The 26,901-nt window shown below is 62.7% G+C and carries 22 protein-coding genes; 9 read left to right on the top strand and 13 right to left on the bottom strand.

Annotated elements, in window-relative coordinates:
* Positions 1-215 precede the first annotated feature (215 nt).
* The 7 genes from ACZ9GA_RS02190 (at position 216) to ACZ9GA_RS02160 (ending at position 10,193) form a co-directional block, all read left to right on the top strand.
* Positions 216-1,379 (top strand): efflux RND transporter periplasmic adaptor subunit, encoded by a 1,164-nt coding sequence (locus ACZ9GA_RS02190; RefSeq protein ID WP_457357431.1) that lies wholly within the window; start codon positions 216-218, stop codon positions 1,377-1,379.
* Positions 1,376-4,477 carry a multidrug efflux RND transporter permease subunit gene (locus ACZ9GA_RS02185; RefSeq protein ID WP_476226187.1) on the top strand — a complete coding sequence of 1,034 codons (3,102 nt, stop codon included), beginning with the start codon at positions 1,376-1,378 and terminating at the stop codon, positions 4,475-4,477. Before ACZ9GA_RS02190 ends, ACZ9GA_RS02185 begins: the two co-directional genes overlap by 4 nt.
* A 9-nt stretch (positions 4,478-4,486) precedes the next feature.
* Entirely contained in the window at positions 4,487-5,164 is a 678-nt protein-coding gene (locus ACZ9GA_RS02180; RefSeq protein WP_457357433.1) for a heavy metal response regulator transcription factor, read from the top strand.
* Entirely contained in the window at positions 5,154-6,518 is a 1,365-nt protein-coding gene (locus ACZ9GA_RS02175) for a heavy metal sensor histidine kinase (protein WP_457357434.1), read from the top strand. The genes ACZ9GA_RS02180 and ACZ9GA_RS02175 overlap by 11 nt, the downstream gene beginning before the upstream one ends.
* 123 nt (positions 6,519-6,641) lie before the next feature.
* Positions 6,642-6,866: a hypothetical protein gene (locus ACZ9GA_RS02170; protein WP_457357436.1), complete on the top strand. Its 225-nt coding sequence runs from the start codon at positions 6,642-6,644 to the stop codon at positions 6,864-6,866.
* Positions 6,867-7,070: 204 nt separating this feature from the next.
* Positions 7,071-8,417 carry an OprD family porin gene (locus ACZ9GA_RS02165; protein ID WP_457357437.1) on the top strand — a complete coding sequence of 449 codons (1,347 nt, stop codon included), beginning with the start codon at positions 7,071-7,073 and terminating at the stop codon, positions 8,415-8,417.
* Between the two features lie 273 nt (positions 8,418-8,690).
* Entirely contained in the window at positions 8,691-10,193 is a 1,503-nt protein-coding gene (locus ACZ9GA_RS02160; RefSeq protein WP_457357439.1) for a sensor domain-containing diguanylate cyclase, read from the top strand.
* 133 nt (positions 10,194-10,326) lie between these two features.
* Here ACZ9GA_RS02160 and ACZ9GA_RS02155 read toward each other — a convergent pair whose 3' ends face one another.
* Complete coding sequence (locus tag ACZ9GA_RS02155) at positions 10,327-10,782, bottom strand: PA2169 family four-helix-bundle protein (protein ID WP_457357441.1); 456 nt, start codon at positions 10,780-10,782, stop codon at positions 10,327-10,329.
* Positions 10,783-10,986: 204 nt separating this feature from the next.
* On the opposite strand from ACZ9GA_RS02155, the gene ACZ9GA_RS02150 reads away from it, so the two are divergent.
* Positions 10,987-11,223, top strand: a complete 237-nt coding sequence (locus ACZ9GA_RS02150) for a DUF3820 family protein (protein ID WP_457357443.1) — start codon at positions 10,987-10,989, stop codon at positions 11,221-11,223.
* Positions 11,224-11,402: 179 nt separating this feature from the next.
* Here the strand turns inward: ACZ9GA_RS02150 and ACZ9GA_RS02145 are convergent, their stop codons facing one another.
* From ACZ9GA_RS02145 to zwf, 3 genes are read right to left on the bottom strand one after another with little or no spacing between them, the layout of a single operon-like run.
* Complete coding sequence (locus ACZ9GA_RS02145; RefSeq protein ID WP_457357445.1) at positions 11,403-12,080, bottom strand: bifunctional 4-hydroxy-2-oxoglutarate aldolase/2-dehydro-3-deoxy-phosphogluconate aldolase; 678 nt, start codon at positions 12,078-12,080, stop codon at positions 11,403-11,405.
* Positions 12,081-12,097: 17 nt separating this feature from the next.
* Positions 12,098-12,811 (bottom strand): 6-phosphogluconolactonase, encoded by a 714-nt coding sequence (gene pgl, locus ACZ9GA_RS02140; protein WP_457357447.1) that lies wholly within the window; start codon positions 12,809-12,811, stop codon positions 12,098-12,100.
* Entirely contained in the window at positions 12,798-14,267 is a 1,470-nt protein-coding gene (gene zwf / locus ACZ9GA_RS02135; RefSeq protein ID WP_457357449.1) for a glucose-6-phosphate dehydrogenase, read from the bottom strand. The genes pgl and zwf overlap by 14 nt, the downstream gene beginning before the upstream one ends.
* Positions 14,268-14,480: 213 nt before the next feature.
* On the opposite strand from zwf, the gene ACZ9GA_RS02130 reads away from it, so the two are divergent.
* The gene (locus ACZ9GA_RS02130) at positions 14,481-15,332 is read left to right on the top strand and encodes a MurR/RpiR family transcriptional regulator (protein ID WP_455922405.1); all 852 of its coding nucleotides are present in this window, start codon (positions 14,481-14,483) and stop codon (positions 15,330-15,332) included.
* A gap of 102 nt (positions 15,333-15,434) precedes the next feature.
* Here ACZ9GA_RS02130 and ACZ9GA_RS02125 read toward each other — a convergent pair whose 3' ends face one another.
* The 9 genes from ACZ9GA_RS02125 to ACZ9GA_RS02085 all read right to left on the bottom strand — a co-directional run bounded on the left by ACZ9GA_RS02125 (position 15,435) and on the right by ACZ9GA_RS02085 (position 26,891).
* Positions 15,435-16,289, bottom strand: coding sequence for a D-hexose-6-phosphate mutarotase (locus ACZ9GA_RS02125; RefSeq protein ID WP_457357450.1), 855 nt, complete (start codon positions 16,287-16,289; stop codon positions 15,435-15,437).
* Between the two features lie 247 nt (positions 16,290-16,536).
* Positions 16,537-17,889, bottom strand: a complete 1,353-nt coding sequence (locus ACZ9GA_RS02120) for a carbohydrate porin (protein WP_457357452.1) — start codon at positions 17,887-17,889, stop codon at positions 16,537-16,539.
* An 88-nt stretch (positions 17,890-17,977) separates the two neighbouring features.
* Positions 17,978-19,138, bottom strand: coding sequence for an ABC transporter ATP-binding protein (locus ACZ9GA_RS02115; RefSeq protein ID WP_457357454.1), 1,161 nt, complete (start codon positions 19,136-19,138; stop codon positions 17,978-17,980).
* A 4-nt stretch (positions 19,139-19,142) separates the two neighbouring features.
* On the bottom strand, positions 19,143-19,988 hold the full coding sequence (locus ACZ9GA_RS02110) for a carbohydrate ABC transporter permease (RefSeq protein ID WP_457357456.1): 846 nt from the start codon (positions 19,986-19,988) through the stop codon (positions 19,143-19,145).
* Positions 19,981-20,889 (bottom strand): carbohydrate ABC transporter permease, encoded by a 909-nt coding sequence (locus ACZ9GA_RS02105; protein WP_027979001.1) that lies wholly within the window; start codon positions 20,887-20,889, stop codon positions 19,981-19,983. The genes ACZ9GA_RS02110 and ACZ9GA_RS02105 overlap by 8 nt, the downstream gene beginning before the upstream one ends.
* 101 nt (positions 20,890-20,990) lie before the next feature.
* Positions 20,991-22,271, bottom strand: coding sequence for an ABC transporter substrate-binding protein (locus ACZ9GA_RS02100; RefSeq protein WP_457357457.1), 1,281 nt, complete (start codon positions 22,269-22,271; stop codon positions 20,991-20,993).
* Positions 22,272-22,376: 105 nt separating this feature from the next.
* Entirely contained in the window at positions 22,377-23,642 is a 1,266-nt protein-coding gene (locus ACZ9GA_RS02095) for a D-mannose isomerase (protein ID WP_457357459.1), read from the bottom strand.
* A gap of 523 nt (positions 23,643-24,165) precedes the next feature.
* The gene (locus tag ACZ9GA_RS02090; protein ID WP_457357461.1) at positions 24,166-24,432 is read right to left on the bottom strand and encodes a DUF3077 domain-containing protein; all 267 of its coding nucleotides are present in this window, start codon (positions 24,430-24,432) and stop codon (positions 24,166-24,168) included.
* Positions 24,433-25,490: 1,058 nt separating this feature from the next.
* Entirely contained in the window at positions 25,491-26,891 is a 1,401-nt protein-coding gene (locus ACZ9GA_RS02085) for a sensor histidine kinase (RefSeq protein ID WP_457363595.1), read from the bottom strand.
* Positions 26,892-26,901: the final 10 nt, after the last annotated feature.

The raw sequence follows: 26,901 nt of genomic DNA, 5'->3' as shown, positions 1-26,901 counted from the left end.
CGTAACCAAGTGTCTCCACAACGAAAAACGATCGCTATTGGCCGTTTCCCATCTGCTTGTAGGAAACGTCTGAATTGATCCTTTCCGCTTGACCCGCCTCGGCGCCGCTCTTCCTGACAAAACTGACAGCGTTCGGTCATGGTGACGACCCGATTGCCACTATATAAAGAGCAGTACTACCCCATTCCCGCCCACGACCCTGGCGTCCCACCCGAATGCGCACACCGATAACAAGAAATCTGCTGTTGGCCCTGATCGTCATTGCCCTGCTGGGCGCCGGCCTGTGGTATTGGAAAAAGCCGGTGCACAAGACTGCTGCCGCGACCAGCATCCCTGTGCGCGTGGTACAGGTCACCCGCCAGGACGTGCCCCGCTACCTCACTGGCATCGGCACCGTACAATCACTGCAAAGCGTCACCGTGCGGCCGCAGATCGACGGGATCCTGGCCAAGCTGGCCGTCAAGGAAGGCCAGTGGGTCAAGCAGGATGACCTGCTGGCCAGCATCGACGACCGCGCCATCCGCGCCAGCCTCGACCAGGCCCGCGCCCAACTGGGCCAGAGCCAGGCGCAACTGCAGGTGGCAGGGGTGAATCTCAAGCGCTACAAGGACCTGAGCGTCGACAATGGCGTTTCGCGCCAGACCCTGGACCAGCAACAGGCATTGGTTGACCAACTCAAGGCGACCATTCAGGGCAACCAGGCGGCCATCGCCGCCGCCCAGGTGCAGCTTTCCTACACCCAGATCCGCTCCCCGGTGACCGGCCGCGTCGGCATCCGCACCGTAGATGAGGGCAATTTCCTGCGTGTCACCGACACCCAGGGCCTGTTCACCGTCACCCAGATCGACCCCATCGCCGTGGAGTTCGCCCTGCCGCAGCAAACCCTGCCGACCTTGCTGGCGCTTACCCATGGCAACGATGCGGCACAGGTAAAAGCCTTCGTCGATGGCGACAGCGAGAACGGCAACCTGCTGGGCACCGGTCACCTGACGCTGATCGACAACCAGGTATCGGCCACCACCGGCACCATCCGCGCCAAGGCCGAGTTCGACAACGGCGAGCAGAAGCTGTGGCCAGGGCAACTGGTGAACGTCAGCGTGGAGAGTCAGGTGCTGCGTGATGCCCTGGTGGTACCGCCCCAGGTGGTGCAGCGCGGCGTGGACAATCACTACGTGTACCGGGTCAAAGGTTCCGCCGTGGAGTCGGTGCCCGTCAAGGTGCTGTATCAGGACAGCGAACGCACCGTCATCGACGGCGTAGCCGACGGTGACACCCTGGTCAGCGATGGCCAGTCACGGCTCAAGCCAGGCAGCGAGATCGAAGTGGTCAAGCCGCAGCAGCCTGCGGTTGCCGACACCGCCGCGGAGCCGCAGCCATGACCGGCCGCGGCGGCGTTTCAGGCTGGTGCATCGACCACCCCGTGGCCACCCTGCTGCTGACCTTCGCCCTGGTGCTGCTGGGCTGCATTGCCTTCCCCCGCTTGCCGGTGGCGCCGCTGCCAGAGGCAGAATTCCCCACCATCCAGGTCAGCGCCGCGCTGCCGGGCGCCAGCCCGCAGACCATGGCCTCCTCGGTGGCCACGCCCCTGGAGGTGCAGTTCAGCGCCATCCCGGGCATGACCCAGATGACCTCCACCAGCGCCCTGGGTACCAGCAACCTGATCCTGCAATTCTCCCTGGGCAAGAGCATCGACACCGCCGCCCAGGAAGTGCAGGCGGCCATCAACACCGCCGCCGGCCTGTTGCCCAAGGACATGCCGACCCTGCCCACCTGGAAAAAGGTCAACCCGGCCGACAGCCCGGTGCTGATCTACAGCATCAGCTCCTCGCAAATGCCTGGCACCGAGCTGAGCGACTACGCCGAATCCCTGCTGGCCCGGCAGATCAGCCAGATCGAGGGCGTGGGCCTGGTGAACATCACCGGTCAGCAACGCCCGGCCATCCGCGTGCAGGCCTCGGCCGACAAACTGGCCGCCATCGGCCTGACCCTGGCCGACGTGCGCGTGGCGCTGCAGAACACCAGCCTCAACCTGGCCAAGGGCGCCCTGTACAGCGATTCCAGCGTGTCGACCTTTTCCGCCAACGACCAATTGTTCCAGCCGGCCGACTATGCCCAGGTGATCGTTTCCTACAAGGAGGGTGCACCGGTGCACCTGACTGACGTGGCCAAAGTCATCAACGGTTCGGAAAACGCCTACGTGCAGGCGTGGTCCGGCGACCAGCCCGGGCTGAACCTGGTGGTCACCCGTCAGCCGGGCGCCAACATTGTCGAGACGGTCGAGCGTGTGCAGGCGGCCATGCCCGGCTTGCAGGCGATGATGCCGGCCTCGGTCAAGGTCACCACCCTGACCGACCGTACGCGCACCATTCGCGCTTCGCTGCACGAGGTGGAAACCACGCTGCTGATCGCCGTGCTGCTGGTGGTGGCGGTGATGGCGCTGTTCCTGCGCCAGTGGTCGGCCACGCTGATCGTGTCCAGCGTGCTGGGGGTTTCCCTGGTGGCCAGCTTTGCGCTGATGTACGCCCTGGGGTTCAGCCTCAACAACCTGACCCTGGTGGCCATCGTGGTGGCCGTGGGCTTTGTGGTGGACGACGCCATCGTGGTGGTGGAAAACATCCACCGCCACCTGGAGGCCGGCGAAGGCATGCGCGAGGCCGCCATCAAGGGTGCCGGCGAAATCGGCTTCACCGTGGTGTCGATCAGTTTCTCGCTGGTGGCCGCGTTCATTCCGCTGCTGTTCATGGGCGGCGTGGTGGGTCGGCTGTTCAAGGAGTTCGCCCTGACGGCCACCTCCACCATCCTGATTTCGGTGGTGGTGTCGCTGACCCTGGCCCCTACCCTGGCCGCCATGTTCATGCGCGCCCCGGTGCATCACGCCAACGCCAAGCCCGGTTTCGGCGAACGCCTGCTGGCGGGCTATGAACGCTACTTGCGCAAGGCGCTGGCGCATCAGCGCCTGATGCTGGGCATCTTCAGCCTGTCGGTAGGCTTGGCGATCTGCGGCTACGTGTTCATTCCCAAAGGCTTCTTCCCCATTCAGGACACCGGTTTCGTGCTGGGTACCACCGAGGCCGCCGCCGATGTGTCCTACCCGGACATGATCGCCAAGCATAAGGAGCTGGCGAAGATTGTCAGCGCCGACCCGGCCGTGCAGGCCTATTCCCATTCCGTGGGGGTGACCGGTAGCAACCAGACCATCGCCAACGGGCGGTTCTGGATTTCCCTGAAAGACCGGGGCGACCGCGATGTGTCGGCCAGCCAGTTCATCGACCGCCTGCGGCCAAAACTGGCCAAGGTGCCGGGCATCGTCCTGTACCTGCGCGCCGGGCAGGACATCAACCTCAGCTCCGGCCCCAGCCGCGCCCAGTACCAGTACGTGCTTAAAAGCAACGACGGCCCCACGCTGAACCTCTGGGCCCAGCGCCTGACCGACAAACTGCGCTCGCTGCCGGCCTTCCGCGACCTGTCCAACGACCTGCAACTGGGTGGCAGCATCACTCACATCAGCATCGACCGCAGCGCCGCCGCGCGCTTCGGCCTCAGCGCCGCCGATGTCGACCAGGCCCTGTACGACGCCTTCGGCCAGCGTCAGGTCAACGAGTTCCAGACCGAGACCAACCAGTACAAGGTGGTGCTGGAACTGGACGCCGCCCAGCGCGGCAAGGCCGAAAGCCTCAACTTCTTCTACCTGCGCTCGCCGCTGACCAATGAAATGGTGCCGCTGTCGGCGCTGGCGCGGGTCGACGCCCCCACCATCGGCCCACTGTCCATCGCCCATGACGGCATGTTCCCGGCCGCCAACCTGTCGTTCAACCTGGCACCGGGCGTGGCCCTGGGCGACGCGGTGCAAATCCTCAACCGCGCCCAGAGCGAAATCGGCATGCCAGCGTCCATCACCGGCAACTTCCAGGGCGCGGCCCAGGCGTTCCAGAGCTCGCTGGCCAGCCAGCCGTGGCTGATCCTGGCGGCGCTGGTGGCGGTGTACATCATTCTGGGTGTGCTGTATGAAAGCTTCGTGCACCCGCTGACCATCATTTCCACCCTGCCCTCGGCCGGCCTGGGGGCGCTGATCATGCTGTGGCTGTGCGGCCAGGACTTCTCGATCATGGCGCTGATCGGCCTGGTGTTGCTGATCGGCATCGTCAAGAAGAACGGCATCCTGATGGTCGACTTCGCCCTGGAGGCCCAGCGTCACGAGGGGCTGTCACCCCAGGAGGCGATCTTCAAGGCCTGTATCACCCGGTTCCGTCCCATCATCATGACCACCCTGGCCGCGCTGCTGGGCGCCCTGCCGTTGATGTTCGGCTTCGGCGCCGGTGCCGAGCTGCGTCAACCGCTGGGCATGGCGGTGGTCGGCGGCTTGCTGGTGAGCCAGGCACTGACACTGTTCACCACCCCGGTCATATACTTGCAACTGGAGCGGCTGTTCCACCGGCGCCAGGCGGCACCCGCCGCGGCGCTGCCGGCCGGCCATTGAGAGCGGACCATGCGTATCCTGATTATCGAAGACGAAGAGAAAACCGCCGACTATTTGTACCGCGGGCTCACCGAACAAGGCTTTACCGTGGACCTGGCGCCTGACGGCATCGAGGGCCTGCACCTGGCACTGGAAAGCGATTACGCCGTGATCGTCCTCGACGTAATGCTGCCCGGGCTGGACGGCTACGGGGTGCTGCGCGCCCTGCGTGCGCGCAAGCAGACGCCGGTGATCATGCTGACCGCCCGCGAGCGCGTGGAAGACCGTATCCGCGGCTTGCGCGAAGGGGCCGACGATTACCTGGGCAAGCCCTTTTCGTTCCTGGAACTGGTGGCCCGCCTGCAGGCCCTGACCCGCCGCAGCGGCGGCCACGAACCGGTGCAGATCAGCGTCGCCGACCTGTGGATCGACCTGATCAGCCGCAAGGCCAGCCGCGCCGGCCAGCGTCTGGACCTGACGGCCAAGGAGTTTTCCCTGCTCAGCGTGCTGGCGCGCCGTCAGGGCGAAATCCTGTCGAAAACGGCCATTGCCGAAATGGTCTGGGACATCAATTTCGACAGCGACGCCAACGTGGTTGAGGTAGCCATCAAGCGCCTGCGCGCCAAGCTGGACGGCCCGTTCGAGGAAAAGCTGCTGCACACCATCCGTGGCATGGGCTACGTGCTGGAAAGCCGCCGTGAGTACTAACTCCATTGCCGTGCGCCTGAGCGCACTGTTCACCCTGGTGGCCGTGGTGATTTTCCTGCTGATCGGCTGGGCGTTGTACCGCCAGGTCGACAAAAGCCTGGGCCTGTTGCCCGAGGCCGAACTGGACGCGCGTTACAGCGTGCTCGAATCGGTGCTGACCCGCGATGGCTCGCCCGAGCGCTGGGCCAAGATCGTCGCCAAACTGCGGCTGCTGGAGGAGGAAGACCGGCGCCTGCACTTCTGGGTGGTCAGCGGCGACCCCTCTTTTGAATACGGCCACCCCGACCAGCAGGTCCGCGACTTCGCCCTGGGCAAACCTGGCAAGCGCGACCTGGCATTGGCCGAACACACCTATCCGCTCAAGGTGCTGGTCAACGCCCTGCCCGCAGTGGACCGGCGTCCGCCGTTACGCTTTCTGGCCGGCATCGAGACCGATACCTTCTCGCAAACCCAGCACACGCTGCTAATCGCGCTGATCAGCTTCGCGGCATTGGGCGTGCTGCTGGCCTCGGCACTGGGCTACTGGGTGGCGCGCGTGGGACTGCGGCCGCTGGTGAGCTTGTCGCGCGAGGCGCAGAAGCTAGCGCCGCCACGCCTGTCCGGGCGCCTGCAACTGTCGCCGCTGCCGCCGGAACTGAGTGAATTCGTGCAGGCCTTCAACTCGTCGCTGGAACGGGTGGACCAGGCCTATTCGCGCCTTGAGGCTTTCAATGCCGACGTCGCCCATGAATTGCGCTCGCCGCTGACCAATCTCATCGGCCAGACCCAGGTCGCCCTGACCCGGGGCCGCTCGGCCGAACATTACTTCGAAGTGCTGCAGTCCAACCTGGAAGAGCTGGAGCGCCTGCGCAGCATCATCAACGACATGCTGTTCCTGGCCAGCGCCGACCAGGGCAGCAAGGCCACACAACTGACGGCCAGCTCCCTGGCCGAGGAAGTGGCCACCACAGTGGAATACTTGGACTTCATCCTCGAGGACGCGCAGATCAGCGTGCACGTCAGCGGCGATGCCCAGGTGCACATTGAGCGCGCCCACTTGCGCAGGGCGCTGATCAACCTGCTGAGCAACGCCGTGCAGCACACTGCCGCCGGCCAGCAGATCGACGTGCACATCGCCCCGCACGACCAGCAGGTAGACATCGAAGTCAGCAACCCCGGGCCGCAGATCGACGCCGAACACCTGCCCAAACTGTTCGAGCGCTTCTACCGCGTGGACGCCTCGCGCAGTAACAGCGGTGCCAACCATGGCCTGGGCCTGGCCATCGTCAAGGCCATCGCCCTGATGCACGGTGGCAGTGTTTTCGTGCGCAGCCAGGACGGCGCCAACACCTTTGGCATCAGCCTTCCCGCCTGATTTACCGCCACTGTTACAAGTTTCGTAAAGGCTCTTATCTTTATTTTCACTTGTTCAGTGGCGCCTCGCTTTATATATTGGCGCCACACCAACGAACTTGCAGACGCAAGAAGGTTTTCCAAAATGTCCAAATCATTGGGTATTGCCGGCGCTATTATTCTGTCTTCCATCCTGTTGTCCCCACTGGCCATGGCGGAAGAATCGCCGGCATTCGTGGCGCGGAACGAGGCTGTTCAAGCCAACTTCGAACAGCATCAGGAAGCAGTGGCGCTCAAGGCCCAGCAACATCAGAATATTCAGCAGGCGCAGGCTGCGAAGCCGCAAAGCAGTGACGCCAAGGACAGCTGAAATTGGAAATGAACCCCTTTCCCTCGACGTTGCTTAGATGATGGTTGTCCAAGCGATTGATCTTAAAGCCGCTGCTATTAGCGGCTTTTTTTTCGTCTGTGGAAAACACGCAGATGTAAACGATTTTACCCATTATAAAAAACTGAGCTGATGAAAATAACAACTGCCAAAGTTAAAAAACATTTACCAAGGAGTTTATAAACTGTGAAATCCACTTTCCGCTTCAGCCCGTTGTTCGTTGCATTGGCTGCAACGATGTCTGGTGCCGCGTTTGCTGACGACGCCCCTGCAGCCAACAGCCAGGACGGCTTCATTGCGGGGTCCAGCCTGACCCTGGACCTGAAGAACTACTACTTCAACCATGATCGGCACAACGGCCAGAACGACAGCAAGGAATGGGGCCAGGGCGTCATCGGCATCTTCCAGTCGGGGTTCACCGAGGGCACCGTGGGCTTTGGTATCGACGCCAACGCCATGCTGGGCCTGAAACTGGACGGCGGTGGCGGCACCAGCGGCTCCAGCATCCTGCCCACCTCGCCCACCGACAAGGAAGGCAACCTCTACAGCAAGGCGCCGGGCTCGTTCTCCTCGGCCGGCGGCGCGGTGAAAATGCGCGCGTTCAACACCATCGTCCGCGCCGGTGACCTGTTCCTCAACAACCCGGTAATCGCCGGCGGCTCCACCCGGATGCTGCCCATGACCTTCCGCGGCGTGGAAGCCACCAATACCAGCATCGATCACCTGACGATCGACGCCGGCCAGGTCAGCTTCGACAAGTTGTTCAACCAGAGCGGCAACGGTCGCATCGGCACCTATTACGGCACCTTGCCCGATGGCAAGGAGAGCAAGCACATGGACTGGGCCGGCGGCACCTACACCGGCCTGCCGGGCGTGACCACCAGCCTGTATGCCTCGCAACTCAAGGACATCTGGAACCAGTACTACTACGACCTGGACTACACCTGGGCACTCAATGACTTGGTCAGCCTGAACCCCGGCTTCCACTACTACCACACCGAAGACAGCGGCCAGGCGTTGCTGGGGCCCATCGACAACAACACCTTCAGCCTGCACCTTGGCGTGACGGTGGGCCACCAGACCGTGACCGCGTCGATGCAGAAGGTCAACGGCAACACACCGTTCGACTATATCCAGGACGGCGACAGCATCTTCCTCGACAACTCCCAGCAGTACTCGGACTTCAACGCCCCGGGGGAGAAATCCTGGAAACTGCAATACGCCTATGACTTCGTGGGCTGGGGCCTGCCAGGCCTGACCTCGGCCGTGTCCTACACCCGCGGCACCATGGACCTGACCAAGGCGACCCAGGACGCCGATTCGGGCTACAGCTATTACAACGCTGACGGCAAGGACGCCAAGCACTGGGAACGCGACATGGACATCAAGTACGTCGTACAGGAAGGCCCGGCGAAAAACCTGGGCGTGCGCCTGCGCTGGGCCACCAACCGTGGCGGCGACGGCTACAAGGCCGTGGACCACAACGCCGACGAATACCGCGTAATCGTCGATTACCCGATCAACATCTTCTAATCAAACGTTTGTATGTAAAAAAACCGGCACTTGATGCCGGTTTTTTATTTGGCTGCTAACCTGCGGAAACGCTTGAGAAATCAGGGAAATTGCCTGACCGATCGGTCAAACCGTTCATCTGGCAAAATGCCATTACCCTCCCGGACGGGTTGTCCGCTCTGATACACGCCCCTAGAATGTCGCCGCCTTGCGCGCCCCACGCCCCGTCCCGCCTGCCTTTCAGCCCGGCAGCGCGTGTGCCCGTGGCGACAATAATGATCAGAGCTCGCCAACTTGCGCCCTTCCCATTCCCCGACACGGCATCAGTCTCGTGCACCCCAACGGTACCTCAATACCGGCTGTGCACTGACCATTCTGGCCATCATCGCGATCGTCACGTTCCTGCTTGCGCGCGAACATGCTGCCGCCGAACGGGATGCGGCCCGTGCCGCAAACAACATCGTGCAACTGATCAATGCCGATGTGCAGCGCAACGTCGACCTGTATGACCTGTCCTTGCAGGGGCTGATCGAGTCATCCCAGCACCCGGATTTCCAGCGCATGCCCCAAAGCCTGCGCCACCGGATGCTGTTCAACGGCATCATCACCGGGCCCTATCGGGGTGACATCCTGTGGCTTGGCCCCCGGGGCGATATCGTCGCCGACTCACGCGCCTGGCCGCCGCGCAAAGGCAATTTCAGTGACCGGCCCAACTTCCAGCACCTGCGCGACAACCCGGACGCTGGCCTGGTCATCAGCGACCCCTTCCAGGACCGCATCGGCGACCTGGGCTGGTGCATCAGCTTCGCCCGGCGCATCTCCTCGCCCACAGGCCAGTTCCTGGGGGTGGCGTCCGGCGCCCTGCGCCTGGCGTACTTCGCCGAACTGTTCAAAGGCCTGGCGATTGGCAGGGACAGCAGCGTCAACCTGATCAGCGAACAGGGGCTGTTCCTGGCGCGCGAGCCGGAGCTGGGTGGGCAGAACCTGATCGGCCAGGACTTCAGCCAGCGGCCCAACTTCGTGCGGATAGTGCGTGAAGGCAGCGGCAGCTTCGTGGGCATCTCCAGCCTGGACCATAAAGAGCGCCTGTACATCTTTGCCAAGGCGGGCAAGCTGCCGCTGATCGTGATCGTCGCGCTGTCCACGGATGAGGTCTACGCCTCCTGGCGGCGCACCGCAATTGTGGTCGGCATTGCCACCGCCCTGCTGTGCGTCGCCCTGCTGTGGCTGTGCCTAATGATGGGCCGCGAATTGCGCCGCCGTCTCAGCGCCGAGCGCGAACTGGCCACCCTGGCCGCCACCGACAGCCTCACCGGCCTGGCCAACCGCCGCAGCCTGGACCGGGCACTGCGCACCGAGTGGGCGCGTTCGCAACGCAACGGCAAACCCTTGTCGGTGCTGATGATCGATGTCGATCACTTCAAGGCCTTCAATGAACGACACGGCCATGCCGGTGGCGACGAAGCCCTGCGTCGCGTGGCCAGGGCCATTGACGGATGCGTGCGGCGCCCGGCCGATTTGTCGGCGCGCTATGGCGGTGAGGAATTCATGGTGGTGCTGGCCGAGACTGACATCAACGGTGCGTTGATCATTGCCGAAACCATCCGCAACGCCATCGAGCGGCAGGCCCCGTATGGCGACGATGAGCGGGCGGTGACCGTCAGCATTGGCGTGGGTACCCGGCGTTCGCGGTCGGGCACACGGCTGGAGGACCTGCTGGCAGCGGCGGATACGGCGCTGTACCAGGCCAAGGACAGTGGCCGTAATCAGGTGGGGTTTTGCGAGAAAGCGGCTTAGGTGGCAACGCGGCGCCTGCATCGCGACCAAGGTCGGCTCCTACGCGGATCGGTGTAGGAGCCGACCTTGGTCGCGATAGGCCGCACGCAAAAACGCCGGCATGCGCCGGCGTTTTGCTAACTGACCGAAGGCCTTAGCTGGCCCGCGCAATATTGCGCAGCGCCTTCACCTGGTCGTGATTGCGTTGCACACCATGGAATTGACGCTCCACGATGGCATAAACGTTGGCCGGCAGCGGCTTGGCCAGTGCTTCTTTATAAGCCTTGATAGCATGGTCTTCACCACGCTCGGCTTCATTGAGCACGGCCTCTTCGTCCTTGCCGGTGAAGACTGACTTCACGTCTACCCAGCGACGGTGCAGGTCACCTGCAACGCTGGTGGAGTCTTCAGGTTCGCCACCCAAGGCGTGCACCTCGGCCTGCAGTTCTACGGCGGCTGCCGCGCATTCCTGGGAGCGCTTGACAAAAAGTGCCTTGAGCTCGGCATTTTTGATGTCTTCAGCGCACGTCTTGAAACCTTCCTGGCCGTCCTTGCTGGTCTGAATCAGGTCGTTGAGTACCGAGATAACTTCTTTGTTTGGATTGGACATTTTCGATTCCCTCGTGGGTTGAAAGGTTACGAAGGTATATCGCAGAGTTCGTGCCAAAATTTTCATTCTAAAAAAGCGATATAAATCAATTGCTTATAATTATTGAATTATTTTGATCACCGTGTTCTGCATGAAATGCCGTTTGGCCTTCATGCAGAATGCATGTATGTTCAATCTCTTTTTGCGTCCCAGTATTTGATACCCATGAATCCGGAAAAACTTGAACTGCTGATTATCCGTGAGATGCCCTTTGGCAAGTACAAGGGGCGGATCATTGCCGACTTGCCGGGGCCTTACTTGAACTGGTTTGCGCGCGAGGGGTTTCCCAAGGGGGAATTGGGCGGGTTGCTGGCCCTTATGCAGGAGATTGACCATAACGGGTTGAGTGATCTGCTGGAGCCGCTGCGCAAAAAGCATAACCGACCTGCGCCCAAGCACTGACGTAGCCGCTGCCGCCAGGCTGCGCTGGCCTGTGTGAACCCTGGAGATGTGCAGCGAGGCAGCAGGCCAGCGCAGCCTGGCGGCAGCGGCTACGGGCTGCTCTTTTCTGCAGACAAAAAAAAGGGGCGCCGACCAAGCGCCCCCAAAAGCCGTAAAACAATCAACAGCAAGCAACAAATTCAGTCGAACAGGGCGAGCGCCTCGGCGGTGCACTCCTGGATGCGCGCCCAGTCGCGGTTCTTGATCCAGGCGCTTTCCAGCATCCACGAACCACCCACGCACATCACGTTGGGCTGGGCCATGTAGTTCTTCAGGTTGGCCGGGCCGACGCCACCAGTGGGGCAGAAGCGCACGGACGGGAACGGTCCGCCAAAAGCCTTGATCGCCGCCACGCCACCGCTGACTTCAGCGGGGAACAGCTTGAAGCGGCGGTAGCCCAAGGCGTGGCCCATCATCAGCTCGGAAGGGCTGCTGATGCCCGGCAGCAACGGCAGCGGGCTTTCCACACCAGCTTCGAGCATGTCCTGGGTCACGCCCGGGGTCACGGTGAACTGCGAGCCAGCCGCTTCGGTGGCCGCCAGCATGTGGCGGTCCAGCACGGTGCCGGCACCGACGATCAACTCGGGGCGCTCCTGGCGCAGGATCTGGATGGCCTTCAGGCCCAGCTCCGAACGCAGGGTCACTTCCAGTGCAGTCAGGCCGCCGGCCGCCAAGGCGTCCGCCAACGGCAGAATGTCTTCTTCACGGGCGATGGTAATCACCGGAAGAATCTTCGCCTTGGCGGCCAGCTTGTCGATCAGGGCAACTTTGTCCGCCATGCGGTTTTGCACCAGCTGTTGTTTTTCGAGTGTCGTCATAGCGGCTGATCCTTGGCTCAGGGGCACCAGTAGATGTCCAATGGGGAGTGTAGGAAGGCGCGCACCGGCATCTGGGCAACGTCGTCGCCCGCCAGCGCGTCGCGCAACGTGTTCAGTTTGCCTGCGCCTTGCAGCGACAGCGCGGTGTAGCCGGCGCTGGCCAACAGGGCACGGGTCATGGTCAGGCGCTGGTGCGGCACGGTCGGTGCCAGCATCGGCAGGCAACGACGGCTGCCGGCAGGCTCCAGGGCGTGGGCCAGGTTCGGGCTGTTGGGGAACAGCGAGGCGGTGTGACCGTCATCGCCCATGCCCAGCACCAGCACATCGATGGCCGGCAGCTCGGACAGCAGCGCGTCGGTCTCTTCAGCCGCCAGCTCCAGGTTCTGGGCCGGGTTGTACAGGCTGACGAAACGCGCCTTGGCCACCGCGCCTACCAGCAGGTAGCGCTTGAGCAGGCCAGCGTTGCTGTCGGCGTGTTCCACCGGCACCCAGCGCTCGTCAGCCAGGCTGACCACCACTTTCGACCAGTCCAGCGCCTGGCGCGCCAGGCACTGGAAGAACATCACCGGGCTACGGCCACCGGAGACCACCAGGGTGGCAACACCCTGGCGCTCGATAGCGCTGCGCAGTTGATCGGCCACCGTCGCCGCAAGGCCTTCGGCCAGCAGCGGTGCACTGGCGAAGTCACGTGGCACCACGTCACTAGGCAGTTTGAGTTCAGATATCGCCATACCAAGACCTCCCATCGCGGGTAATCAGTGCGATGGAGCTCATTGGCCCCCAGGACCCGGCCGCGTACGGCTTGGGCGCATCACCGGACTTCTTCCAGCCGGCGATCAACTGGTCGCACCACTTCCACGCATATTCGATTTCATCTTTACGGACAAACAGGTTCTGATTGCCCTGCATCACCTCCAGCAACAACCGCTCGTAGGCATCGGGGATGCGCGCGCTGCGGTAGGTGTCGGAGAAGTTCAGTTGCAACGGCCCGCTGCGCAGCTGCATGCCCTTGTCCAGGCCCTGCTCCTTGGTCATCACGCGCAAGGAAATACCTTCGTCCGGCTGCAGGCGGATAATCAGCTTGTTGCTGATCTGCAGGCGCTGCTCGGGGGCGAAGATGTAGTGTTGCGGTTCCTTGAAGTGGATGACGATCTGCGACAGCTTTTGTGGCATGCGTTTGCCGGTGCGCAGGTAGAACGGCACCCCGGCCCAACGCCAGTTGCGAATATCGGCACGCAAAGCGACGAACGTCTCGGTGTCGCTCTGGGTGTTGGAATTTTCTTCTTCCAGGTAGCCCGGCACGGCCTTGCCCTGGCTGTAGCCGGCGATGTATTGGCCGCGTACTACCTGGGTGGTCAGGCCTTCGGCGCTGATCGGCGCCAGGGCCTTCAGTACTTTTACCTTCTCGTCACGGATGCTGTCGGCCGACAAGTCCGCCGGTGGGTCCATGGCGATCAGGCACAGCAGCTGCAACAGGTGGTTCTGGATCATGTCGCGCAGTTGGCCGGCCTTGTCGAAATAGCCCCAGCGCCCCTCGATGCCTACTTCCTCGGCCACGGTGATTTCCACGTGGGAGATGTAGTTCTGGTTCCACTGGGTTTCGAACAGGCTGTTGGCAAAGCGCAGCGCGATCAGGTTCTGGACGGTTTCCTTGCCCAGGTAGTGGTCGATGCGATAGGTGCGGTTTTCCGGGAAATACTGCGCCACCGCGTCGTTGACCCGGCGCGAGGAAGCCAGGTCATGACCGATGGGCTTTTCCAGCACCACACGGCAACGGTCGGCCAGGCCCACCTTGTGCAGGTTTTCGCAGATGGCGCCGTACACCGCTGCAGGCGTCGCGAAGTAGGCGATCACTTGCTCGGCAGGGCCGATCTGCTCGGCGAGGTTGACGTAGTCCGCCTCATTCATGAAATCGACATGCACGTAGGCAATCCGCGCCAGGAAACGGCTGAGGGTCGCTTCCTCGACTTGCGCCTTGGCCACGAAAAGCCGCAGGTGCTCCTCGATGTTGGCCAGGTGTTGCTGCGGCGTGCCGGCTTCGCGGGCCAGGGCCAGGATGCGGGTGTCGTCGTGCAGCAACTCGGCTCGATCAAGCTGGTAGAGCGCCGGGAACAGCTTGCGCAATGCCAGGTCGCCTAGGGCGCCGAACAAGGCAAAGGTGCAGGGTTCTACGGATGTCGAAGGCATGATGTTTGTTCTTTTATCAAGTTAGACTAGAAATACCTTTTTTCAAGGCACCATTCAAGGGAAAATGTAGTAATAAACACAACATTTTCCCGGCAAATCAGATTCGAGTGGTGATCGCACCAAGCCCTCAGTACGATAGGCCACCCGTGAATACAGCCGCGCCAGACAGCTGTACTGGCTGCATCCTCGACCCAAGGACATAACATGGACCGCGTGCGCAATCTTCTGGAGCAGATCCAGAGCCGCCTCGAAGAGCTGAACAAGGCTGAACGCAAAGTCGCCGAAGTCATCCTGCTCAACCCCCAGCAAGCCACGCGCTTCAGTATTGCCGCGCTGGCCCAGGCCGCCTCTGTCAGTGAACCGACGGTAAACCGTTTCTGCCGTTCGTTCGGCGTCAGCGGCTACCCGGAGCTTAAACTGCAACTGGCCCAGAGCCTGGCCAGCGGCGCTGCGTACGTGAGCCGCGCCGTGGAAGCCGACGACGATCCGGCGGCCTACACCCAGAAGATTTTTGGCAGTGCCATTGCATCATTGGATAGCGCCTGTCAGCAACTGGATCCTCAGTTGATCAGCCGCGCCGTGGACATGTTGATCCAGGCCCGGCAAATCCATTTCTTCGGCCTGGGCGCCTCGGCGCCAGTGGCGCTGGATGCCCAGCACAAGTTCTTCCGTTTCAACCTGGCCGTGTCGGCGCATGCCGATGTGCTGATGCAGCGAATGCTGGCGTCGGTGGCGCACACCGGTGAATTGTTCGTGATCATTTCCTACACCGGCCGCACGCGCGAGCTGGTGGAGGTGGCCCGCGTGGCGCGGGAAAACGGTGCCTCGGTGCTGGGGCTGACCGCCAAGGACTCGCCGCTGGCCAAGGCCTGCAGCATGAGCGTGCACATTCCGCTGCCCGAAGACACCGACATCTATATGCCGATGACCTCGCGGATCATTCAGTTAACCGTACTCGATGTTCTGGCCACCGGCATGACCCTTCGTCGCGGCGCGGACTTCCAGCCGCATCTGCGCAAGATCAAGGAAAGCCTGAATGCTAGCCGGTATCCCATTGATGAATGATGCCCTGTAGCCGCTGCCGCCAGGCTGCGCTGGCCCTGTGCCTCGCTTGATATCTTCAGTGAACATCAGGGCCAGCGCAGCCTGGCGGCAGCGGCTACAGGGTTAGTTCAACAGGCGCGCCTGCAGGCTGATATGAGCTTTTTCGCCGGGCGCCAGGCTCAGGTTGTCCTGGCTGCCACTGGTGGCTTCCACACACAAAAACCCTTGGCTCTCGTTACCCGCCACGCCCATCAGCGGCCGTGAACCCGGGTGCCACACCACGGTGTCATCACTGTCGGCGGTATGAATCGCCAGCTTGCGCGCCCAGGCATGGTCCTGCAGCTGCACCTGATTGGCACCACTGAACACCCGCTGGCACGCCCCCGTCACTTCCAGCTCGCCCTTGTGGGTGGTGGTCTTGCGGCTGAGCTTGTCGTAACTCTGCGTGCCTTCCAGCCCCGCCAGGGTCACTTCGTTGACATCACCAATGCGCCAGTAGGCCAACAGCGCATGGCTGAGCTGGCACGGCTCGCTGTCCTGATGCTCGGTGCTCAGACGCAACTCCATCTGGTCACCCAGGCGGGCGTGCAGGTCCACCTGCCAGTCGCACAGCAGCAGGCGCCAGTGCAGGGTCACGCCCTCTTCGTCTTCGCTGCTAGCGTGGAGCTTCCAGTCGACCAGGCGGCCCCAGCCGTGGGCCGGCCACATCCCTTCGCTGGGGTGGCGGCCGTACCAGGGCCAGCACACCGGCACGCCGCCACGGATGGCGCCGGCCTGGGGCCAATGGGCTGAGCACCACAGCCACGGCTTTTGCCCCTGGGGGCGGAAGTGCAGCAGTTGCGCACCCTGGCGGCTGAACACTGCCTGGCATTTGGGATGGTCAATGACCAGCACGTCACGTTGCTGAAAACGCTCCCACTCGAAGGTAGGCCGGGGCCGCTGCGATTTGAAGAAGCGCTGGAGCGGGTGGTCGTGCATGGCAGTAGAAGTCCTGGACACGGTACTAAAGCTCACCGAATACGGCTGATATTGTTAGAGGTAGCGCTATCTTACCGATATAAAGCGAATTTTCGCCGAGCTTTTTGCCGCATGGCTGTTCGCCCTGCCGCCGAGATCAATGTGGGAGCGGGCTCTGCCCGCGAAGACCACACCGCGAAATGCCTGTACCACCGCAGTGTTTGCTTCGCGGGCAGAGCCCGCTCCCACAGAGGTTAATGCCTACCCGTTAGAACTTGGACTGCACTTTCAGGCCGGCCACGATGGCGTCGTCGACCTGGTTAACACCACCAGGGTGTTTGATGTACTGCAGGTTGGGACGCACGGTCAGCCAGTTGGTGACGTGGAAGCCGTAGTAGATCTCGGCGTCGTACTCGGTGTCCTGCACAGGCAGGTAACCCGGGTTGTCGTAGTCGTCGATACCGCTCAACTGGTTGACCAGCTTGGCACGGTCCTGGGCGTCGTCGTTCACGTGGATACGACCGATACCTACACCGATGTCATCCTTGGGACGCGAGTCGAAGGCGCCTTTGTACACCAGGCCTACCTGCTGGTAGTTGTCGATGTAGTTGGTGGCCTTGTCATGCACGGTGAAGTTGGCGAACAGGCTCAGGCCGCGGTTGGCATCGCCGTTATGCGCGGTGATCTGCTGCTGCGCCACGATCCACCAGCCATGCTTGCTGCCATGGCTCTTGAAGGTGCCCGATACAGGCTGCGGCTGGCCGTCGATGCCGTCGTAAACGTCGTCAGCCTTGGCGGTGCTGTAGTAGTAACCCAGACGGTATTCGCCCGGCAGGCCATTGACCTGGGGTGACCACACGGCTTCCACTGGCAGGATGGTGCCCTTGGTGCCGCTGCCGTTGAGCTTGAAGCCGTTGCCGGTTTCCAGGTTGGACGGGTTCTGGTTGTACGCACCCACCTGCAGGAAGAACTCTGGGGTCAGGTTGTACTTGACGCGGCCAGCCCACTGGCTGACAGGCCAGTTGTACCAGATGCCACCCACCCAGTTGCCCACCTGCGAGCCGCAGAAGGTCAGGTTCTGGAAGTCGCACGGGAAGCTGTTGAAGTCTTCGCCCGGGCCGAAGCGGCCGACCTTGATGTCCAACGCACCGTCGAAGAATTTCTGCTTGTACCACATCTGGGTCAGGCGCCAGGTCTGGCCCCGGCCCCACACTTCCTGGGACGAGCTGAGGGTGCCGGCGCGCGGGTCGCCGATACGGTCGTTGGAGATGTTGCGGCCACTACGCTCGGTGATCGCCAGCTTGAACTCGGCATCGTGCCAGCCCAGGATTTTCTGCAGGTCCATCTGCACGCCCAGGGCGAACTGGTCGCTGTAGCGAGCGGTGCGGTCATTGTTGTAACCGCCCTTCAGGTTGCTGGCCGCTTCCCCCACGTACTCGAAGGAAAAGTCATACCCCTTGTTCAGCAACTCTGTCCTCGCCCCACCCCAGTCGCCCAGCATCCAGGGCGACTCCGGGTCGAAGGCGTCGTACGCATGGGCGCTGCCGGCAAGGCCCAGTGCGCTGAGCACCGAGACCTGCAACAAACGATTGCGTGCTGACTTGTTCATGCGCTTTTTCATCCTTTGCTTCCTCGTCTTATTGTTATTGGCTGTTGATTAAACGCGGTGTACTCCGGTGGCGCCGGGCTACAGGCCGCCCGGCGCGGATTCAGCGCCCCTTGAACTGGGCGACGTTGTCGCCCGTCACAGGCGCCTGTGCACGCCCCACCGCCCCCAGGCGTTCGCCGGTCTTGGCGTCGAACAGCAACACCTTGGCCGGGTCGAATTGCAGATTCAGCGTTTCACCCACTTGCGGCGCCACGTCCGGCGCCAGGCGGCAGCAGACCTTGGTGTCGTTGAGGGTGACAAAAACCAGGGTGTCCGGCCCGGTAGGCTCGGTGACCTGCACCTCGGCGCGAATGGTGGGCAGGCCATTGGCTTCGGCGCTCGCCAGCACGATCTGCTCGGGGCGCATGCCCAAAATCACTTCACGGTCTTCAAGGCCCGCATCGTTCATGCCCAGCGGCAGCTCGCAACGCGCCTGGCCGCTGTCCAGCAGCGCCAGCAGGCGGCCTTCCTTGCGCTGCAGGCGCAGGGGGATGAAGTTCATTGGCGGCGAGCCGATGAAGCTGGCCACAAACAGGTTGGCCGGGTCGTTGTAGATGTCTTTCGGCGTGCCGAACTGCTGGATGATGCCGTCCTTCATCACCGCCACCTTGTCACCCAGGGTCATGGCCTCGATCTGATCGTGGGTCACGTATACCGTGGTGGTTTTCAGGCGCTGGTGCATCAGCTTGATTTCGGTCCGCATCTCTACACGCAGCTTGGCGTCGAGGTTGGACAGCGGTTCGTCGAACAGGTAGATCTTGGGCCGCCGCGCCAACGCCCGGCCCATGGCCACGCGCTGCTGCTGGCCACCGGACAGCTGCCCCGGCTTGCGGTTGAGCAGGTGTTCGATCTGCAGCAGCTTGGACACCCGCGCCACTTCCTCGTCGATGGCGGCCGCCGACATCTTGCGGATCTTCAGGCCGAAGGCGATGTTTTCGCGCACGGTCATGGTCGGGTACAGCGCGTAGGACTGGAACACCATGGCGATGTCACGGTCCTTGGGGCTCATGCCGCTGATGTCGGCGTTGTCCACCAGGATCGCGCCGCCGGTGATGTTTTCCAGGCCGGCGATGCAGTTCATCAGGGTGGATTTACCGCACCCCGACGGGCCGACCAGGATCAGGAATTCGCCGGAGTCGATTTTCAGCTGGATATCTTTCAAGGTGTCCGGCAGGCCGCTGCCATAGGTCTTGATTACGTTGCGCAGTTCGAGCGTTGCCATGTTCCTACCCCTTGACCGCGCCGGCTGTCAGCCCACGCAGGAAATACTTGCCGGCCATGATGTACACCAGCAGCGTTGGAAGGCCGGCGATCATTGCCGCGGCCATGTCTACGTTATATTCCTTGGCACCGGTGCTGGTGTTGACCAGGTTGTTCAGCGCCACGGTGATCGGCTGCGAGTCGCCACTGGCGAATACCACGCCGAACAAAAAGTCGTTCCAGATCTGGGTGAACTGCCAGATCAGGCACACCATGATGATCGGCACCGACATGGGCAGCAGGATCTTGTTGAAGATGGTGAAGAACCCCGCCCCGTCCAGCCGCGCCGCCTTGACCAGTGCATCCGGCACGGCCACGAAGTAGTTGCGGAAGAACAGCGTAGTAAACGCCAGGCCATACACAACGTGGACAATCACCAAACCGGTGGTGGTGTTGGCCAGGCCGAGTTTGCCCAGGGTAAAGGAAGCCGGCAGCAGCACGGTCTGGAACGGCAGGAAGCAGCCAAACAGCAGCAAGCCGAAGAACAGTTGCGAGCCGCGGAATTTCCACATCGACAGCACGTAGCCGTTCATGGCGCCGATGAAGGTGGAGATCAGCACGGCCGGCACGGTGATTTTCACCGAGTTCCAGAAGAACCCGCCGACGATGTCCCAGGCCTTCAGCCAGCCAATGCCGGTGAACACTTCGGGCATGCTCAACAGGTTGCCGGTGCGGATGTCGTCAGGGGTCTTGAGGCTGGTCAGCAGCATCACCACCAGCGGCACCAGGTACACGGCCGCAGCCAGCAGCAGCGTGGCGTAGATCGCCACGCGGCTGAACGTGAGCGAGGATTTGCCATAGGCATTAGTCATGGCGCTTGTTCCTCAATTCCGAATACAGGTACGGCACCAGGATCGCCAGGATCGCGCCCAGCATCAGCATGGCGCTGGCCGAACCAATGCCCATCTGGCCACGGCTGAAGGTGAACGAGTACATGAACATGGCCGGCAGGTCCGAGGAGTAGCCCGGGCCGCCCGCGGTCATCGCCGCCACTAGGTCGAAGCTCTTGATGGCGATGTGCGCCAGGATCATGAAGGCACTGAAGAACACCGGCCGCAGGCTGGGCAACACGATCTTCAGGTAGATGGTGGGCAGGCTGGCGCCGTCCACCTGGGCGGCACGGATGATCGACTGGTCGACCCCACGCAGGCCGGCCAGGAACAGCGCCATGACAAAGCCCGAGGCCTGCCACACGGCGGCGATCACCAGGCAGTACACCACGCGATCCTGGTCAATCAGCCAGTCCAGGCGGAAGCCTTCCCAGCCCCAGTCACGCAGCATCTTGTCCAGGCCCAGGCCAGGGTTGAGCAGCCATTTCCAGGCGGTGCCGGTGACGATCATCGACAGGGCCATGGGGTACAGGTAGATGGTGCGCAGGAAGCCTTCGCGGCGGATGCGCTGGTCCAGCAGCACCGCCAGAAACACCCCCAGCACCAGGCTGATGCCGATGAACAGGCCACCGAACACCGCCAGGTTCTTGCTTGCCACCCACCAGCGATCGTTGTCGAGCAGGCGCGCGTATTGCTGCAGGCCGACGAACTTGTACGTCGGCATGAAGGTGGAATTAGTGAAGGACAGTAGGAACGTCCAGAAGATATAGCCATAGAAACCGACCAGCACGAGCAGCATGCTTGGCGCTAGCACCACCTTGGGGAGCCAGCGTTGCAGCGCATCGAACGGCGAGGCCTTGCTGAACACAGCCACAGAGCTCATCGAGAAATCCAGTGTAAAGGTCAATCGGCACCGAATCCCTGCGCCGGGGGATGGGGAGGGAGAACCCCGGCGCAGGTATCGGACGCTTTATCTATACGGCGTTACTTGGCCGAAGAGATACCGGCATACAGTTGCTTGGCAGCCTTGGCAGGGTCGGCGTTCTTGTCACTCATGAAGTTGGTGACAACGTCGAAGATCGCGCCTTGCACTGCCAGCGATGTGGCCATGTTGTGCGCCATGCTCGGTTCCAGCTTGCCGGCCTTGTCAGCGTCGGCGAAGTCTTTGGCCGAGGCCTGGCCACAGCTGTCGAACTTGGTCATGTCCAGGTCGTTGCGAACCGGGATGGAGCCTTTGTTCTGGTTGAACACGTACTGGAATTCCGGCTCCAGGGCGACCTTGGCCAGGTCGTCACGCGCAGCGTTGTTGCCGGGGGTGTCGTTCTTCTTGGCCAGCTTGAACATGGCCAGGGAGTCGATGTTGTAGGTGTAGCTGCCCTGGGTGCCGGGGAATGGCACGCACTCGTAGTCGCTGCCGGCTTTCTTGCCTGCCGCGCTCCACTCGCTCTTGGCCCAGTCGCCCATGATCTGCATGCCGGCCTTGCCGCTGATGACCTTGGCCGCTTCCAGGTTCCAGTCCTGGCCAGCGCCGTCCGGGTCCATGTAGGTCTTGAGCTTTTTGAGCTCGGTGAACACCTTGGTCATTTCAGCGCCGGTGAGGGTCGCCTCGTCCTGGTCGATGAAGGCTTTCTTGAAGCCGTCGGCGCCCATGACGCTCAGTACCATGTCTTCGAACACGGTGCTGTCCTGCCATGGCTGGCCACCGTGGGCGATCGGGATGATGCCGGCGGCCTTCAGCTTGTCGCCAGCGGCGTAGAGTTCTTCCAGGGTAGTGGGGGCCTTGGCGATGCCGGCCTTCTTGAAGGCCTCGGGGTTGACCCACAGCCAGTTGACGCGGTGAATGTTCACCGGCACGGCCACGTAATGGCCTTCGAATTTCATGGTGTCGGAGACGGTCTTGGACAGCAGCTTGTCCCAGTTGTTGGCCTTGGCCACGGCGTCAACATTGGTCAGCAGGCCCAGGGAGGCCCATTCCTGAATGTCCGGCCCCTTGATCTGCGCGGCAGAGGGCGGGTTGCCCGACACGGCACGGGTTTTCAGCACGGTCATGGCAGCGGCACCACCGCCGCCGGCGACAGCGCTGTCCTGCCAGGTGTAGCCATCTTTCTCGACGAGCTGTTTGAGCACACCCACAGCCTTGGCTTCACCGCCCGAGGTCCACCAGTGCACCACTTCGACGTTGCCTTTGGCATCGGCAGCGTGCGCGGCGAGGGGAAACAGGGTGGCAAGCGAAATGACAGCGGCGAGGCGATTGATCGCGTTCATCGGATTCCCTTTTTTGTTGTTATGCATTGCAAGTCTTATGCTTGCGCTGCGATGGAGTGTAAACAGGGTCGTTAGTACGCCAGGTAACGAAGCGATGCACAATTGTCACCACCCGGTGACAATGTGCTCGCCGCCCTGTTTGGCCAAGCCACTGGCCAGGCTGGGCGCCAGCGGCAGGCGCGGCAACAGCACCGCCTGGAGGGAGTGATAGAGGTCGGGCTTGCCGGCCCACACCTTGGCGCCGGGGCGGTTGTGCTCGTCCAGTTCGTGGTGCCAACTGCCGTGTTCGCGGTCCAGCAGATGCTGGGCGGCGAATTCCCAGAATTCGCGGTACCACTGCTCGTAAACGTCCTCGCCGGTGCGTCGCAGCAGTGCGGCGGATGCGGCGATGGCCTCGCAGGTGACCCAGTGCATGCGTTGACGCACCACGGGCTGGTCCTGCCAGTCCAGGGTGTAGACCAGCCCCGGCGCACCATCGACATTCCAGGCGGTGCGGCAGGCTTGCTCGAACAGCCCACGGGCGTCGGCCAGCAGCCAGGTGGGCGCTGGGCGCACGGCGTCCAGCAGCGCGGCTTCGAGGTGCAGCAGCAAGCGTGCCCATTCGAAAGCGTGGCCGGGGGTGCTGCCGTAGGGCCGGAATGGGTCGTCGGGACGGGCGTGGTTGTATTCTAGATCGGCTTCCCAGCCGGGGTGGAAATGCTCGATCACCCGGTACTGGTTGGGCGCCGCATGCTGATGGATCACCCGCTCGGCGATGCGCAGGGCGCGCTCCAGCCAGCGGGTGTCACGGGTGACGTCAGCCAGGGCAAGGAAGGCCTCGACGCTGTGCATGTTGCTGTTGGCGCCACGGTAGGCTTCCTCGCGGCTCCAGATACGGTCGAAGGATTCACGCATGGCGCCCTCCTCCTCGTTCCAGAAGCGCTGTTCGATCACTTCGATGGCCTGGTCCAGCAATGCCTGCGCACCGGGCCTGCCGGCCACCACGGCGCTGCTGGCGGCCAGGGCGACGAAGGCGTGCAGGTAGGCGGCCTTGCCCAGGTCGCCGTCGCCTGCGTGGGCCACGGCGTACCAGCCGCCCTGGTCAGCGTCGCGCAGACAGCCGTTGAGCGCGGCCAGACCGTGGTCGACCAAAGGCGCGGCGCCTGGCAGGCCTTGCAGGTTGGCCAGGGCGAAGCTGTGGGTCATGCGCGCAGTGATCAGGGTTTGCGCCGGGGCGTCGGGCAACCAGCCGCGTTCATCGAGGTGGCCAAAGCCTTCGGGCAGCCGCGAAGCGCGGGCGAAATCCAGCAGGCGCAGGCCTTCGGCGGCGAGCCAGTGGTGGTGGGCGGGGGTGTTGAGCCAGCTGTTGAAGTCGAGGGGGAGCCTGTCCATGGGGGGCCTTGGGGTTTTTATTGTTGGTGGGGGGAGTTTAAACAATGGGGGGGTGGAGGGTGGGGAATGAAATGTCACGGGGGTGTGACGATGGGGGTTGGGGTGGGGTTGGAGGTGCATGTCTTGAGTTTTTTAGCGTTCTTGAGATCGAGCGCCGCCCGCGCGGCGCTTCCCGAGCTTCGCTCGGTCCCACATCTGTTTCGGGCCAGTTTTGCCTGTGGGTTCACCTGGCCCGCCTTGGTGCACCAGCACAAATCTGCAGTGAACAAACAAGGCGGACCAGGTGATGGCCCAGACATAATTGGCCCGAAACAGATGTGGGACCGAGCGAAGCTCGGGAAGCGCCGTGCGGACGGCGCTCGATCTCAAGAGCGCCAGAACAACAACGCCATGCACCTGTGCGCCCTGACGCAATCTCAACCCAGGCCTGTAGCCGCTGCCGCCAGGCTGCGCTGGCCGATGTGAACCCTGAATATCCCCAGCGAGGCGCAGGGCCAGCGCAGCCTTCGGCAGCGGCTACATGTCAGCCCTCTACGGGCATGATCGACGCATCCACCAACGCCTTACCCATCTGGACCAATTGCGCCGTGACAACGCCGAGGGATCGACTCAGTTGCAGGTCCGCATCACAATTCTCAGCGGCCAGCAGTTCGGCACAACCGAAAATCACGCTGGCCTGGGCCAAGGCTTCATGCACGGGGATGCCCGGCTGAACGCTGAATAGCGGGACACCGTTGGCGCTTGGGCAAAAAGGAAGATGCTGCGTTAGAAGAACGGAATCATTTTGCATAGTCATATCTCAGTGAATATCGGATAGACCACCCCGCCCGCCGTCAAACGGAGCATGGGTGGCAGCTGCACGCGGGTTGACGGACCGGTCACTAAGAAACCCGGCGCACGCGAACGTGCCCCACGCGCAGCCGCCATTGCGAAAACGACAGGCGTAGAGGTACGCCATCGTCTGCCTTGCGGCATGCGGTGTTTCTTAGTGATGAATCGGAGCCGTCAAACCCCATCACGGGTGTGCCGTGACGGGGTGGAGGATAGGGATCGAGGGGGTGTAGGTCAATCGATTGGGGGTGGGTTTTAGAGGTGCATGTCTTGGGTTCTTTGGTGTTCTTGAGATCGAGCGCCGCCCGCGCGGCGCTTCCCGAGCTTCGCTCGGTCCCACATCTGTTTCGGGCCAGTTTTGCCTGTGGGTTCACCTGGCCCGCCTTGGTGCACCAGCACAAATCTGCAGTGAACAAACAAGGCGGACCAGGTGATGGCCCAGACATAATTGGCCCGAAACAGATGTGGGAGCGGGGGGCCGGCCATCCGGCGAAGCTCGGGAAGCGCCGTGCGGACGGCGCTCGATCTCAAGAGCACCAGAACAACAACGCCATGCACCTTAACGCCCTGACGCATCTCAACCCAGGCCTGTAGCCGCTGCCGCCAGGCTGCGCTGGCCCGCGTGAACCCTGAAGAGCTCCAGCGAGGCGCAGGGCCAGCGCAGCCTTCGGCAGCGGCTACAGGCCAGTTGTCGATGGACATAATCGACGCATCCTCCGAATGAGGCATGCGGTGGTTCTTGGTGGAGGATAGGGATCGAGGGGTATAGGTCAACTGATCGGCGGCGGGTTTTAGAGGTGCATGTCTTGGGTTTTTTGGTGTTCTTGAGATCGCGCGCCGCCCGCGCGGCGCGCGATCTCAAGGGCACCAGAACAACAACGCCATGCACCTATGCGCCCTGACGCAATCTCAACCCAGACCTGTAGCCGCTGCCGCCAGGCTGCGCTGGCCCGCGTGAACCCTGAAGATCTCTAGCGAGGCGCAGGGCCAGCGCAGCCTGGCGGCAGCGGCTACGGGTTACGTGCGCGGCAGGTACAGGGTTACCCGCAACCCACGCTCGGGCAGGTTCTGCAGGCTAACTTCGCCCCCATGACTGTGCGCAATATTGCGCGCAATCCCCAACCCCAACCCATACCCATGCTGGTTCCCTGACAACCGAAAATGCGGCTCAAACACCTTCTCCAACCGCGGCGCCGGCACCCCCGGCCCTTCATCGTCCACGTGCAGAACGAACGCCAGGGCATTGTCCTCAACATGCAAATGCGCCCGCTCGCCATACTTCAAGGCATTGTCGATCAGGTTGCCCATGCACCGTTTCAACGCCAGCGGCTTGCCCGGATAGGGCTTCCACGCGCCGCCATGCAAGGTCACCCGGCCATTGCCCTCCGGCGCCACGAAGGGCTCGATCAGGCAATCGAGCACATGATTGAGGTCCACCGGTTCGATGTTTTCGTGGATGTCGGTGTCTTTCACGCACTGCAGCGCGCCCTTGACCAGCAGCTCCAGCTCATCCAGATCGCGGGTGAATTTAGCGGCCAAGGGGTCGTCTTCCAGCAACTCCACCCGCAGCCGCAGCCGGGTGATGGGCGTGCGCAGGTCGTGGGAGATGGCGCTGAACAGCTGGCTGCGCTCGGTCAGGTAGCGGCTGATGCGCCCGCGCATGGCGGTGAAGGCGCGGCTCACTTCGATCACTTCGCTGCCACCGCCCTCCACTTCCGGTTCTTCGGGCTCGGCGCCCAGCGACAGTTCGCGGGCGGCGCGGGCCAGGCGCTTGAGCGGGCGGCTTTGCCAGTGCACCAGCAGGCCGATGAACAGCAGCAGGAACGAGCTGGTGAGCAGGATGAACCACCACTGCTGGGTGGGCAGGCCTTCTTCCTCAAGGCTGGTGTAGGGCTCGGGCAGCAGCGAGGCGATGTACAGCCATTCGCCCTCGCCCAGGCGAATCTGGGTGACCAGCACCGGCGGGTTCACCGGTTCCAGGGTCAGCGAATAGTGCGCCCAGGAGCGCGGCAGTTCATCCAGGGACAGGCCGGTGTTGAAGATGCGCAGGTCCTGGGGGCTGACGAACTGCACCGAAATGTCCATCTGCGACCCCAGGCGCTCGCGCAGTACTTCGTCCACGGCGCGGATCACCGCCGCCTTGCGCGGTGTGGATTCGAGCACGCGCATGTCCAGCGGTCGGTCGTTGAGCGACACCACGAAGCGCGTGCCACCCATGCTGCGCAACTGGTCCAGCACCATGGGCCGATAGGCCAGCGGCAGCGAGCGGAAGTAGCTGACGCTGGCCGTCATGGAATGGGCCAGGCTGCGCGCGCTGGTGACCAGCCCCTCAAGCTGGGTAGCGCGCAGTTGCGAGACCCAGATCAGGCTCGACAGCGCCTGCGCCAGCAACACCACCAGCAGGGTCAGCAGCAGCATGCGCCCCAGC

The organism is Pseudomonas sp. TE3644, from assembly GCF_056278815.1.
This window is presented reverse-complemented; position numbering and strand designations above follow the sequence as displayed.